Source organism: Planktotalea sp. (assembly GCF_050633725.1).
In the GTDB taxonomy this organism is placed as follows: domain Bacteria; phylum Pseudomonadota; class Alphaproteobacteria; order Rhodobacterales; family Rhodobacteraceae; genus Planktotalea.
The window spans coordinates 191,928-205,658 of sequence record NZ_JBOEHB010000009.1 but is presented as its reverse complement, the minus strand read 5'-3'; the positions used below and the strand labels follow the sequence as shown (position 1 = coordinate 205,658).

The window sequence follows — 13,731 nt, the reverse complement described above, 5'->3', positions numbered from 1 at the left end:
CGTCACATCGAAATTCAGGTTCTCTGCGACAGCCACGGCAACGGCATTTACCTTGGCGAGCGCGAATGCTCTATTCAGCGTCGTCAGCAAAAAGTTGTTGAAGAAGCGCCTAGCCCCTTCCTTGATGAAGCAACCCGCAAAGCGATGGGTGAGCAAGCCGTCGCATTGGCGCAGGCGGTTGATTATGCCTCTGCCGGTACTGTGGAATTCATCGTCGATGGCGACAAGAACTTCTACTTCCTTGAGATGAACACACGTTTGCAGGTGGAACACCCTGTAACCGAGCTGATCACAGGCGTTGACCTTGTTGAGCAGATGATCCGCGTTGCCAATGGCGAAGCGCTGAGCATCACGCAGGACGACATAACGTTGACGGGTTGGGCGATTGAAAACCGTTTGTACGCAGAAGATCCATACCGTGGCTTCCTTCCGTCAATTGGTCGTTTGACGCGCTACCGTCCGCCAATGGAGCAGGCGGCAGGCCCGATGCTGACCAACGGCAAGTGGCAGGGCGATGCGCCTTCTGGCGAGATTGCTGTGCGTAACGATACTGGCGTCTATGAAGGCGGCGAGATTTCCATGTACTACGATCCGATGATCGCAAAACTTTGCACATGGGGTCCGACCCGCGAGGCCGCGATTGAGGCTATGCGCGTTGCGCTGGACAGTTTTGAAGTCGAAGGCATCGGTCACAACCTTCCCTTCGTCGCGGCTGTGATGGATCACCCGATCTTTATCGCGGGCGAAATGACAACGGCCTTTATCGAAGAACAGTATCCTGAAGGTTTTGAAGGTGTTGAGCTTGAGACAGGCGAGTTGAAGCGCATTGCAGCAGCTGCTGCCGCGATGAATCGCGTCGCAGAAATCCGCCGTGCGCGTGTTTCTGGTCGTTTGGACAATCACGAGCGTCACGTGGGCGAAGCATGGAACGTTGCTCTGCAAGGGCAGGGCTTTGATGTAACGATTGCTGCGGATCAGGACGGATCGACAGTAACCTTCGACGATGGCTCGACTTTGCGCGTAAGCGGTGACTGGACGCCTGGCGACAAGCTGGCAAACATGACTGTGGATGGTGCGCCGCTAGTGATGAAAGTTGGCAAAGTGTCCGGCGGTTTCCGCATTCGCTCGCGCGGGGCTGATATGCCGGTTCACGTGCGCACGCCGCGTCAGGCTGAGCTTGCGCGCTTGATGCCAGAAAAGGTCGCACCGGATACGTCCAAGCTGTTGCTGTGCCCAATGCCGGGTCTGATCGTTAAGGTCGATGTGGAAGAGGGTCAGGAAGTGCAAGAAGGCCAAGCGCTCTGCACAGTGGAAGCGATGAAAATGGAAAACATCCTGCGCGCTGAACGCAAAGGCGTGGTTTCCAAAATCAACGCGGCCGCTGGCGATAGCCTTGCCGTTGACGACGTGATCATGGAGTTCGAATAAGCCCGATGGGCTTTGACGAAAACATAAACAGCGCAGGCGGCTACGGCTGCCTGCGCTCGCGTATTTCGCGCTGCCGCATGGGCATTTTGTCGATCACGCGTGACAGCTCGCGCACATCCCAAGGCGATGCTTTGCGCAGTTTTACGCCGCCGTCCTTCCCGAGCAGGGCAATCATAAAGCCGCGCGGACGCAGGGTGCTTCTAAGATCGCCCTCAGCGTCAGGATCAGTATCGGTCAACACGACAACGTCACGCTCTGCTAATTCGTCGGCTCCTGCTTCGAGCAGCGCCATTTGCTGGGTAAATCGCGGATCGTTCTCGCTATCTGCAAACACGATCACTGGACGTGAGAGCCAAAGAAAATCATTCAAATTATCGCTTTGTGGCGACGAAATCGTGTTCCAGGCGGACAGGTCTTCGGGTTCACTGGCGTCTTGTGCAAACACAGGCGAAAACGCGAAAAAGATCGCAAAAACAGATGATAAGAGCGGCTTCATAGTGTCTCCTCTGGTGCCCAATATAGGGGCTAATTCATCGATTGCGATGCCTGTTGCAAAGGAGCCAACGCAAAATTGCGCCTTTAAGGGAATAAACACACTTCTCATCGATCACCATAGATCATGCCGACGCGGTTTGAGCGTCGAGAACATTGATCTGAAAGGTGAAAACCGTGGACGTAATTCTGCAAATTGGTGCGCATCGCACTGCGACGACCAGCTTTCAGATGTACCTTCGGCAACACAACGCAGAACTGGGCGAGATGGGGGTCGGTTTTTGGGGGCCGCTTCGGCTTCGCAAAGGCATGTTTCACGGCATCATCCCCGCGCCAGAGCTGGGGATTGGGCCGCTCGATTTTGCACGCGCGCAGGGACGTCTCGGCCTGCAAATGGCGCGCGCCCATCATCGCGGTCTAAAGCAAATCGTGGTTTCGGACGAAAACATGCTTGGCATTATGCGCCGCAACTTCACCGCGCAGCAGCTATATCCTGCCGCGGGCGAGAGAATAGCGCGCTATGTTGCGGCCTTTGGCGGCGCAGTTGGGGCCATTCACCTGACTATTCGGTGTTTGAGCAGCTATTGGCCATCCGCGTTCAGCCATTGCATCCCACGTGGGGCCCAAGTGCCCTCGATGTCACGTTTGAGCGCGTTAGCGCAAAGCCGACGCTCCTGGCGCGACGTCATCATGGACATTGCTGCCGCTGCGCCGAACCTGCCCCTTTTCGTCAGCACCTTCGAGCAACATGCAGCGCGGCCTCACAGGATTTTGGCGTATCTTCTGGGCGAAATAGCGCCCATTCCGCAAGCGCCGATCTGGAGAAACCAGCGCCCGTCATTGCAAGATCTACTGCAGTTGCCATTACAAGAACTGGAACAAGCGCAATTGCTCTCTCAAACCCATCGGGATCGATGGGAACCGTTTACCCAAGCACAAAGCGCGGCCCTGCAAGAAACCTATGCAGACGATCTGTTTTGGCTTCGATCAGGGGCAGACGGATTAGCACATTTATTGGAAGACCCGAAGTCGACACAGATGGGATATCCCACACCGCTGCACTTCGAGAACAAAGGACAGACACATGACCAAAGACACCGATTGGCGCGCCCTGGCTGAAAAAGAGCTTCGCGGACGCCCTGTAGACGATCTAACGTGGAACACTCTTGAAGGCATCGATGTGAAGCCGCTTTATACAGCGGAAGATACAGCAGACCTGCCACATATGGGCGGTATTCCCGGTGCAGAGCCTTTCACGCGCGGGGTGAAAGCCACAATGTACGCTGGTCGCCCTTGGACGATCCGCCAGTACGCTGGATTTTCAACAGCAGAAGAAAGCAACGCGTTTTACCGCAAAGCTCTGGCGGCAGGACAGCAAGGCGTTTCCGTTGCATTCGATCTGGCCACGCACCGGGGCTATGACAGCGATCACCCACGTGTAGAGGGCGATGTTGGAAAGGCCGGCGTGGCGATTGACAGCGTTGAGGATATGAAAATCCTTTTCGATCAAATTCCACTCGATAAAGTGTCGGTCTCGATGACGATGAACGGCGCAGTGATCCCAATTCTTGCGAACTTTATCGTTACGGGTGAAGAGCAGGGCCATGATCGCTCTGTACTTGCGGGTACAATTCAGAACGACATCTTGAAAGAATTCATGGTGCGTAACACCTATGTTTACCCGCCAGAGCCATCCATTCGCATCATTGCCGACATTATTGAATATACGTCGAACGAAATGCCAAAGTTCAATTCGATTTCGATTTCCGGCTATCACATGCAAGAGGCGGGCGCGAACCTGGTTCAAGAACTTGCCTATACGCTTGCGGATGGTCGTGAGTATGTGAAGACCGCGATGGAACGCGGCATGGATGTGGACAAGTTCGCGGGCCGTTTGTCGTTTTTCTTTGCGATTGGCATGAACTTCTTCATGGAAGCCGCCAAATTGCGCGCGGCGCGTTTACTCTGGCATCGCATTATGACAGACCTCGGCGCGCAAAACCCGCGCTCCAAAATGCTACGCACCCACTGCCAGACTTCTGGTGTCAGCTTGCAAGAGCAAGACCCCTACAACAACGTTGTGCGCACCGCCTACGAGGCGATGGCAGCAGCGCTTGGCGGTACACAGTCTTTGCATACAAATGCATTGGATGAAGCGATTGCTTTGCCGACCGAATTCAGTTCGCGCATTGCCCGTAACACACAGCTGATTTTGCAAGAAGAAACAGGTATTACCAATGTCGTCGATCCGCTTGCAGGTTCGTACTATGTGGAAAGCCTGACAAATCAGCTTGCGGAAGAGGCGTGGAAACTCATCGAAGAAGTCGAAGAGATGGGCGGCATGACCAAAGCGGTGGCAACTGGCATGCCAAAGCTGCGCATTGAAGAAGCGGCAGCCAAACGCCAAGCAAACATCGACAAGGGCGATGAAGTGATTGTTGGCGTGAACAAGTACCGTCTGGACAAAGAAGATGCGATCGACATTCTCGATATCGACAATGATGCTGTGCGCACGTCGCAAATTGCACGTCTCGAAAGCATCCGTGCCTCACGTGACAGTGCAGCCTGCGATGCGGCACTGGCTGAACTAACTCGCCGTGCGAAAGAGGGCGGTAATCTGCTTGAAGCTGCGGTAGAAGCATCGCGCGCGCGTGCTAGCGTAGGAGAAATCAGCATGGCCATGGAAGACGCATTCGGGCGCCACCGCGCTGAGGTCAAAACGCTCGCAGGCGTATATGGCGCAGCATATGAAGGCGATGAAGGCTTCGCCGCGATCCAGCAGTCGGTAGAAGACTTTGCCGAAGAAGAGGGCCGCCGCCCTCGCATGCTTGTGGTGAAAATGGGGCAAGATGGCCACGACCGAGGTGCGAAAGTTATCGCAACGGCCTTTGCTGACATCGGCTTTGACGTCGATGTGGGCCCATTGTTCCAAACGCCAGACGAAGCCGCACAAGATGCGGTTGATAACGACGTCCATGTGATCGGCATTTCCAGCCAGGCTGCGGGTCACAAGACTCTCGCGCCTCAGCTCGTAAAAGCACTTAAAGACAAAGGCGCGGAAGACATTATCGTAATTTGCGGCGGCGTAATTCCGCAGCAAGACTACGACTTCCTCTACAGCGCGGGTGTAAAAGCAATCTTTGGCCCGGGAACAAACATCCCTAAAGCGGCACAAGATATTTTGCAGATCATTCGCGAGACACGTCAGTCTTAACAAGACAGGGCACGGCTTCTAACGCCGTGCCCTTCCTCTCTCTTAAAATATCCCGGGGGAAGTCGATCTTAGATCGACTGGGGGCAGCGCCCCATTCCGCTCACGCATTCTGCGTGAGCAATCAAGCGCGCCGCACAGGCGGCGCACCGTTACCTCAAATTATGCTGTTTCGCTGCTTTCAGCGCTCTTCGCGCTCGCGATCATTAGTGCTGTGTAGCCGATCAAGCCTGATAGAATCGACCCTGATAGCACGCCCAAGCGCACTTGGTTCATCATCGCGGGATCATCAAAACTAAGCCCGCCAATGAACAACGACATGGTAAAGCCAACGCCTGCCAAACACGCAATGCCGTAGATGTGCAGCCAGCTTGCGCCATGTGGAAGCTTGGCAAAGCCCAGCTTAACAGTGATCAACGTAAGCCCCAGCACACCGATTTGCTTTCCGAGAATCAAGCCCAAAGCGATGCCCAACGGCAGGGGAGCAATAAGATCAGAGACGCTAAGTCCTGTGAGGACGACGCCTGCATTTGCAAAAGCAAAGATTGGGATGATCAGATAAAGCACATAAGGCGTCAACGCGTGCTCTAGCGCGTGGAGCGGTGATTTACCCCATTTGTCTGTAAGAGGAATGAGAAACGCGGTGACAACGCCAGCCAATGTCGCATGGACCCCGGATTTAAGCACAAAGAACCACATAATTGTCCCAAGCAAGACCGCAGGCGCAACGCGGTGCGCGCCTTTTAGGTTCAGCCAAATAAGGCCAATAAGTGGGAGTAACGCCAAATAGAGGTAATCAATCTTCAACTCCGCTGTATAAAACAGTGCGATAATGATGATCGCGCCCAGATCATCGAGGATTGCCAATGTGAGCAAGAAAACCTTCAACGATACCGGGGCGCGGCTCCCAACAAGAGCCAAAATGCCGAGCGCAAATGCAATGTCAGTCGCTGCCGGAATAGCCCAGCCACTTAGGGTTTCAGGGCTGTTCCAGTTGAATGCAACAAAGATCATCGCAGGAAAAGCCATGCCGCCTAGGGCCGCCATGCCAGGCAGCAGCACATCGCGGGGGTTCTTAAGTTTGCCTTCAAGGAGTTCGCGTTTTAGCTCCAGGCCGATCAAAAAGAAAAAGATCGCCATCAGCCCGTCGTTGATCCAAAGGATCAGAGGTTTTTCCAAACCTGAACCATTCAAGGTAACTGCGAGATAGCTACCAAGAACACTTTCATAAACGCCAGAAAGGCCGGAATTTGCGACGATCATCGCGGCGAGCGCTGAGAGCATTAGCAGGATGCCACCAGAGGCTTCGTGACTGAAGAAACGATCAATTGCGCGTAGGAACATGGCTCACTTTCGGGTTATTTGTCATGTGTTTCATCGCGCGAAGCGCGTAGGGTTGACGGGTCAAATGGGGTGACTTCGATGCAAATGCAACAAGTATCCGCATGTTTCATATCGTTTTTGTTGAATTTGTTGTGCCTTGCACAGGCATTTGCTTTGGGTAACACTCTTTGCCATGACGAAACTTTCTTTGGATCATCTTGCCGTTAGCGGCGAAAACCGCGATGCCGCGCGGGCGCATATAGAAGATGCGCTTGGTTTGCCAATGCAGGATGGGGGCGCTCACGAAATCTTTGGCACGCATAATCATCTTATGGGGCTTGCGGATGGGCTCTATTTGGAAGCGATTTCTATTGATCCTAATGCAGAGCAACCGGCGCGGCCTAGATGGTTCGACTTGGACAACTTCGCGGGTGCGCCGCGCTTGAGCAATTGGATTTGTTCAACCCAAGACTTGGCAAGCAGCTGTCAGACGTGGCCCGAAGCAGGCGGGCCTGTCGCGCTACGGCGCGCAGAGTTACGTTGGCAAATGGCTGTGCCGCAAAGCGGGGTCTTGCCATTTGATGGGCTTTTCCCGCCGCTTATCGAATGGTCAGGTCCGCTACATCCTACGGCGATGCTAGAGCCTACTGGCGCAAAGCTCGTCGCATTGACGATTAGACATCCTGATGCCGACGCGCTGCGTTTGAGCCTTGGAGAAATTCATGGTGCAAATGTTCGGTTTGAAACGTCTCGTTCAGTCGAGCTGATTTCTGAATTTGAAACACCTCATGGTATGCGTGTTCTGGCATGATAGTGCGATCAGCTGTCTGCGCGGATGCTAAGGCAATTTGCGATATCTGGAATCCTTTGATCGAAAACACGGCGACCACGTTTACGAGCGATCTAAAGACCGAACAAAGCATTTTAAGTGACATCAAAGCCCGCGCCGGCGCGTTCTTTGTGTGCGAAGAAGCGGATCGGCTTCTGGGTTTTGCGACATATTTTCCGTTTCGGGGCGGCCCCGGATATGCACATACAAAGGAGCATTCGATCAATCTATCTCCTGACGCGCGCGGGCGCGGGGCAGGGCAAGCTCTCATGGCTGCGCTTGAGGCGCATGCGAAACAAGCGCAAGTGCACAGTATTTGGGCGGGCATTAGCGGTGAAAATCCGAGTGGGGTCGCCTTTCACAAAAAGGTTGGATTCACTGAAATTGCGCGTCTCCCAGAGGTTGGTTACAAGTTCGACCGTTGGATGGATTTGGTTTTGATGCAAAAAATACTTCGTTAAAGCTGTATGTTGGATGGGCATTAAGCGCTTGGGGGCGTAAACTGTCCCAATGAACTTATGGACTCGCATATCCGAAGCGTTGGCTGCGCTCGCAAGTGGTGAAAGCCTTTCTGTGGTTTTCGATCATTTGCGAAGCCCGCCCGAACGTTCGGTTGCCTTCACAATTGCGGTCATTGCGCTCGGTGCAAAGATGGCCAAAGCGGACGGGCACGTCACGCGCGACGAAGTCACGGCATTTCGCGAAGTGTTCCATATTGCCAGCGCGGATGAGGATAACGCCGCGCGGGTCTTCAACATGGCGCGTCAAGACGTTGCTGGTTTTGAAGATTATGCATCGCGCATCGCCGATATGTTTGGCGAAGAACCCTCTACCCTATGTGATCTTCTGGAAGGGCTTTTTCACATAGCGATGGCAGACGGGTTTTATCATCCGAGCGAGAATGAGTTTTTGCAGCAAGTCGCGCAAATATTTGGCCTGCCAGACAGCGAGTTTCGAGCGTTGCGCGCTCGGTTTGTGCCCGATGCTATGCCCGATCCATATTCGGTTCTGGGTGTCAGCCCAGACGCTGCGCTGGATGAGATCCGCAAATCCTGGCGCGCGATGGTGCGTGAAACCCATCCCGATCGCATGATCGCGCGCGGGGTTCCGCAAGAGGCTATTCTGATGGCCGAAAAACGTATGGTTGATATCAATCGCGCGTGGGAAGACATTCAAAAAGATCGCGCGGCATAATGCGGATCGCTTGCTATAACGTTGAATGGTTTGATCGCTTGTTTGACGACGAAGGCACCATGCTCGTCGATGATCGCTGGTCCGGGCGGCGTGACGTCACGCGCGCAGCGCAAGCAGACGCCTTGGGCAAGGTTTTCAAAAAAATCGACGCCGATGCGGTAATGGTTGTCGAAGCGCCAGATGATCACGGCGCGCGCTCGGGTGCGCGCGCGCTCGAAAGCTTTGCCAAAAAATACGGATTGCGAACGAGCAAAGCGATTTTGGGGTTTTCCAACACAACTCAGCAAGAAATTGCTTTGCTTTATGATCCGAGCAAGTTGAGTGCACAGCATGACCCTAAGGGCGACGCAGAAGAAGAAGCTCCTCGGTTTGATGGCGTTTACAAACTTGATCTGGATATCGACAATCGCGCCGATAGCGTGACTTTCTCCAAGCCTCCGTTTGAGCTGGCCATTGAAACGAGCGCTGGTACGAAACTGCGAATGATTGGCGCACATCTTAAAAGCAAAGCGCCCCACGGCGCAAAGAACCGCGATGAGGTGATGCGTTATTCTATCGCCAATAGGCGCAAGCAACTGGCGCAGGCTGTTTGGCTGCGTGCACGGATCGCAGAACACTTAGAGGCGGGCGACGATCTGATTGTGCTTGGTGATTTGAATGATGGTCCGGGTTTAGATGAATTTGAAAATCTGTTTGGGCGCTCGTCCGTCGAGATTATTTTGGGCGAGCTGGGCGATCTGTGTCTTTACGATCCCAACGCGGCACGCGCACTTGAGCGAAAAATCGGCAGCGTGCCAACGACATCCCGGTTTTTTCTAAAACAGGAGAACCGCTTTTTGCAAGCGCTGTTGGATTACATCATGGTGAGCGGTAATTTGCGAGCAAAGGCAAAAGCTTGGCGTATTTGGCATCCGTTCGATGATCCCGAATGCTGGACGGATCTGGAGCTGCGCGAGGCGCTGCTAACGGCCTCTGATCACTTCCCTGTGACGTTAGATATCGAAATTTGATCTAAAAATGTTGCAAATCGCTTCTATATTGGACGCATGAGACAGATTGCACTTACATCTGCTTTGGCTTTCGCACTGGCTATGCCTGCGCAGGCTGAAGATACATCAAACGAGCAAGGTTTCAGTTTGTTGGAAGAGGGCGCGCGCCTTCTGTTTGAGGGGTTGATGAAAGAGATCGAACCGGCTTTGCGCGAAATGGAAGGGCTGTCAGAGCAATTCGAGCCTGCCTTGCGCGGTTTCGTCGAGAATATGGGGCCGGCCTTGGGCGACTTGTTGGGGCAGGTTGAGGACTTTTCGAAATACGAACCACCTGAAATACTGCCAAACGGCGATATAATTATCCGCCGAAAGCCCGATGAGGAGGCAAGCACTCCAGAGGGCGAAGTCGATCTATGAAGGATCAGCCGCCATTGAAGGTTTCGTAAACTTTACAATCACTTCTGCATCGAGCGATGAGGCGAGCGATGCAAGACGTGCTTCAGCCACTTCTGAAAACAGCGGCTTTGCCGAGGGGTGAAGCCGCAGCTCTAGTTCTTTCTTCTTCGGGAACCAGCGCATTTCACCTAATTGGGCGTCCTTTTCCATCCAAAGCATCGCGCCAAACCGCATCGCTTTGCCAAGGATTTCCGCCTGCTTTTGCTCTTGCTCAGAGATCAAATCAAACATGTCGTCAAAACGCGTTCCTTCGCGTTTGTTGCGATAGCGGTGCATTAAGGCAAGGCCGAGAAAGATACGCTCCGAGTGGCTAAGGCCGCCCAGATTGGCCCGTGTGGAATTGTCGAAACACACTTCCGCGCGAAAATCTGGGTGCGCGCGCCATGTCACATCGTGCAAAAGACTGGCAGCTTTTACGAGCCGCTTGGTCGCGAAAGGCGCGGATTTAAAGAGCGGCATGATGAAGTGGTAGAGCGTTTTGCCAAATCCGGGCATTCGAGCGTCTTTAGCTTCGGAAAAGCGTGCGGCTTCAACCAATGGATCGCGATCACGCAATTTCTGCGGCATTTGCTCATAAAGCATGCCCTCTCGAATGCCGTAGCTCGAAACTGCGATGTCTTTCGGTTTTACGCGGCTGATGAGCAGCTTGAGAACTTCCGACGCAATAGGGACAAGCGCCATTCGCGCCGATGAAATATCACAAGCACTGCGCAGCTTATCAATGTCGGACTCGGCGATGAATTTAACCGTGTCGCGTACGGATTTAGCGGTCATTCGGTATTCGTGTAGAACATGCAGCGGGTATCCGCGACGATGCATGTCAATACGTGCGATTGCTCGCCATGATCCGCCAACAAGGAACAAACGATCCTTTTGCTCGCCCATTTGCTCGCAAAGTTCGCCGATGACCTCTTTGGCATAGGCTTTGCGCGCCTTTGAGCCGCCCTTCATGCTTTGCAATTTCAGTGGCCCAAGCGAAGATGTGACGCACTTTCCCACGCGCCCGTCGCGAATTTCGGCCAGTTCCATCGAGGCACCACCAATATCGCAAACCAATCCGTAAGACCCGGGCCATCCCAGCAATACGCCTTGCGCTGACAAACGCGCTTCTTCAGGCCCGTCGATAACATGCACCTTTAGGCCTGTTTCGCGCAAAACATCGGCGCAAAAATCGGGTCCGTCCGTAGCGTCGCGAACGGCTGCGGTTGCGACCGCGGTCAGCGGCGAGATGCCAAGGCTTTGTGCGATTGCTTCAAAGCGTGTAACGGCCTCTAAAGCGCGCTCGCGTCCACGCGGGTTCAGATGGCCTGTTTCCGCGATGCCTGCCCCCAGGGCGCACATGACTTTTTCGTTGTAGAAATAGGCAGGGCTTCGTGCAGCGCCGTCAAAGACGACCATACGGACAGAGTTTGATCCGATATCAACAACACCGATACGCGAGAGTTTTCGAACAGATGGATCATCAAAGAGAGGGCGGCCAAAGGGGCCATAGTTCGCTGTTTCGTTCTGAAGGGAGTCGGTTGGAACGTCAGCGGTCATAAGATCATCCGAGCATTTGTCTGTTATCCGAAGCAATTGCGCATTCGTGCACAGGGGTCAACTAGGCAAATTGGCGTCGGGGCTTTCATCAATTGTATGCGTGAGTTTAGGAACATCCGCCGCGCCGGCACTGCCGCGCCCAGAGAGTGACGGATTTTCCATAAAGAACTTGTGACAGTTGAAGGCAAATTGCCCTTCTGGAACGCTTTCGCGCGAAAACGATCCGTCTGGATGCATGATCCAGCTTTGTGCAACATCAGCCAGATTTGCTGCCATGATCTGACTGACGATCTGGGCTTTTACAGTCGCGTTGTTGATCTCAACCAGGGTTTCGACGCGTCGATTCAGATTGCGCCCCATCCAATCGGCGGAGCTGATAAAGACGCGTGCCCGTTTGTGGGGAAGGCCTTGGCCGTTGCCAAAGCACACAATACGCGAATGTTCCAAGAACCGCCCGACAATTGATTTGACGCGAATTGTCTCGCTCAGGCCCTTGATGCCCGGGCGCAATCCGCAAATCCCGCGAATGACCAGATCGATTTTCACACCCGCTTGCGACGCGGCATAGAGTGCGTCGATCACTTCCGGATCAATGAGCGAGTTCATCTTTGCCCAAATCACGGCCGGCTTGCCTGCTTTCGCAAACTCCGCTTCTTTTGCGATCAATTCGAGCAAACGTGGTTTTAGCGTTAGCGGAGAAATAGCGAGGTTATCGAGAGCATCAGGCGGGGCGTAACCAGAGAGGTAGTTGAATACCTTGGTTGCGTCGCGCCCTAGTTTTGCATCACAGGTAAAGAAAGACAGGTCAGTGTAGATACGCGCGGTGATTGGATGATAGTTGCCAGTGCCATAGTGTGTGTATGTCACCAATTGATCCCCTTCTCGGCGCACCACAGTGGAAATCTTGGCATGGGTTTTCAAGTCAAGAAAGCCGTAGACCACATGCGCGCCAGAACGTTCCAATCGACGTGATTGGCGGATATTGGCGGCTTCGTCAAAACGCGCTTTCAGCTCGACCAAGGCGGTGACGGACTTGCCATCTTCCGCCGCTTCGCACAGCGCAGAAACAATGGGGGAGCGTTTGGACGTGCGATACAACGTCTGCTTGATCGCCACCACATCCGGATCACGCGCGGCCTGCGTCAAGAAACGCACCACCATGTCGAAGGTTTCATAGGGGTGGTGGAGCAGCATGTCTTTCTTGCGGATTGCCGCGAACATATCGCCTTCGTGGTCCTGAACACGCTCAGGAACACGCGGCATGAAGGGGGGCCAAAGCAGATCAGGGCGCGCGTCTGTCACAAGTTCAGAAAGATCAGCCATCCCAATCATTCCTTGCAGCTCAACGGTTTCTGCGTCCGAAACATCAAGTTCGCGCATAACGAGGTTTTTTAGCTTGTTTGGGGCGTCGCCAGAATAGGTAAGGCGAACCACTTCACCGCGCTTACGGCGCTTAAGCGCGACCTCAAATTCGCGCACCAGATCTTCGGCTTCGTCTTCGACCTCTAAATCGCTGTCGCGTAGCACGTGAAAGCCAAAATGGCCCTTCATTTTATAACCGGGAAACAGCCGTCCCAAGTTCTCGACCAAGGCGTCCTCGAGTGGGAGATAGCGCAACTGACCTTCAGGCGCAGGCAACGCGATGAAGCGATCAATTTGGGCTGGGATCGGCAAGAGTGCCTGAAGTTCGCGTTTGTCGGATTGACGTTCAAGTTGCAAAGCCAGCGCATAGCCCGTGTTCGGAATGAACGGAAATGGATGCGCAGGATCAATTGCCAGAGGGGATAGGACAGGAAAAACCTTGTTCAAAAAAACATCCGCAACGAAGTTTTTGTCCGCCTCGCTTAGATCGTCGCGCGCAGTGATCGCAATCCCAGCGTCGAGCATTTCTGAGCGCAGCACCTCGAACACGCGCTGCTGCGTTTTCAGCAAATTGCGTGCGTCTTCGTTAATCAGAACCAATTGCTCAGCGGGAGAGAGGCCGTCAGCGGCGGGGGTTGTGTTTCCTGCTTGCGCCAGCTCACGCAGACCCGCGACGCGCACAGTATAAAACTCATCTAGGTTGGTCGCCGAAATCGACAGAAACCGAAGGCGCTCAAGCAAAGGCACGCGCGGGTTTTCGGCTTCCTCCAGAACGCGCCAGTTGAAATTGAGCCAGCTTAATTCACGGTTCACAAATCGCGCGGGGCCAGTGAAGTCCACTTCGGCAAGTTCAATTGGATCAGGGCAATCTGCTTTGAGAAAATCGGCTTGCATGTTCAGGCGTCCGG

At 53.9% G+C, this 13,731-nt stretch carries 12 protein-coding genes; 8 read left to right on the top strand and 4 right to left on the bottom strand.

The annotated features are described in order from the left end of the window. Positions 1–1,428, top strand: a 1,428-nt coding sequence (locus ACRBCU_RS10055) for a biotin/lipoyl-containing protein (protein ID WP_431365252.1), incomplete at its 5' end; no start/stop codon positions are given. A gap of 40 nt (positions 1,429–1,468) precedes the next feature. Here the strand turns inward: ACRBCU_RS10055 and ACRBCU_RS10050 are convergent. Next, the gene (locus tag ACRBCU_RS10050) at positions 1,469–1,924 is read right to left on the bottom strand and encodes a DUF4174 domain-containing protein (protein WP_431365251.1); all 456 of its coding nucleotides are present in this window, start codon (positions 1,922–1,924) and stop codon (positions 1,469–1,471) included. Positions 1,925–2,097: 173 nt separating this feature from the next. Here ACRBCU_RS10050 and ACRBCU_RS10045 point away from each other — a divergent pair, with 173 nt between their 5' ends. Further along, positions 2,098–3,039 carry a hypothetical protein gene (locus tag ACRBCU_RS10045; RefSeq protein WP_431365250.1) on the top strand — a complete coding sequence of 314 codons (942 nt, stop codon included), beginning with the start codon at positions 2,098–2,100 and terminating at the stop codon, positions 3,037–3,039. Continuing rightward, on the top strand, positions 3,005–5,134 hold the full coding sequence (gene scpA / locus ACRBCU_RS10040; protein ID WP_431365249.1) for a methylmalonyl-CoA mutase: 2,130 nt from the start codon (positions 3,005–3,007) through the stop codon (positions 5,132–5,134). Before ACRBCU_RS10045 ends, scpA begins: the two co-directional genes overlap by 35 nt. A 159-nt stretch (positions 5,135–5,293) precedes the next feature. On the opposite strand, the gene nhaA is transcribed toward scpA, so the two are convergent. Further along, a complete protein-coding gene (gene nhaA, locus ACRBCU_RS10035) occupies positions 5,294–6,475 on the bottom strand; it encodes a Na+/H+ antiporter NhaA (RefSeq protein WP_431365248.1) in 1,182 nt (393 codons plus the stop codon). A gap of 172 nt (positions 6,476–6,647) precedes the next feature. Between nhaA and ACRBCU_RS10030 the strand changes: the two genes are divergently transcribed. Genes ACRBCU_RS10030 through ACRBCU_RS10010 form a run of 5 tightly spaced genes read left to right on the top strand, consistent with a single transcriptional unit; the run spans position 6,648 to position 9,883 of the window. Then, positions 6,648–7,265: a VOC family protein gene (locus ACRBCU_RS10030; protein WP_431365247.1), complete on the top strand. Its 618-nt coding sequence runs from the start codon at positions 6,648–6,650 to the stop codon at positions 7,263–7,265. Then, positions 7,262–7,744 (top strand): N-acetyltransferase family protein, encoded by a 483-nt coding sequence (locus ACRBCU_RS10025; protein ID WP_431365246.1) that lies wholly within the window; start codon positions 7,262–7,264, stop codon positions 7,742–7,744. Before ACRBCU_RS10030 ends, ACRBCU_RS10025 begins: the two co-directional genes overlap by 4 nt. A 49-nt stretch (positions 7,745–7,793) precedes the next feature. After that, entirely contained in the window at positions 7,794–8,477 is a 684-nt protein-coding gene (locus tag ACRBCU_RS10020) for a TerB family tellurite resistance protein (protein WP_431365245.1), read from the top strand. Then, complete coding sequence (locus tag ACRBCU_RS10015) at positions 8,477–9,487, top strand: endonuclease/exonuclease/phosphatase family protein (protein WP_431365244.1); 1,011 nt, start codon at positions 8,477–8,479, stop codon at positions 9,485–9,487. Before ACRBCU_RS10020 ends, ACRBCU_RS10015 begins: the two co-directional genes overlap by 1 nt. Positions 9,488–9,523: 36 nt before the next feature. Then, positions 9,524–9,883 carry a hypothetical protein gene (locus ACRBCU_RS10010; protein WP_431365243.1) on the top strand — a complete coding sequence of 120 codons (360 nt, stop codon included), beginning with the start codon at positions 9,524–9,526 and terminating at the stop codon, positions 9,881–9,883. On the opposite strand, the gene ACRBCU_RS10005 is transcribed toward ACRBCU_RS10010, so the two are convergent. After that, entirely contained in the window at positions 9,878–11,461 is a 1,584-nt protein-coding gene (locus ACRBCU_RS10005; protein WP_431365242.1) for a Ppx/GppA family phosphatase, read from the bottom strand. The two genes, ACRBCU_RS10010 and ACRBCU_RS10005, sit on opposite strands and share 6 nt — an antisense overlap. Before the next feature lie 57 nt (positions 11,462–11,518). Continuing rightward, a complete protein-coding gene (locus ACRBCU_RS10000; RefSeq protein WP_431365241.1) occupies positions 11,519–13,717 on the bottom strand; it encodes an RNA degradosome polyphosphate kinase in 2,199 nt (732 codons plus the stop codon). Between the last annotated feature and the right edge of the window lie 14 nt (positions 13,718–13,731).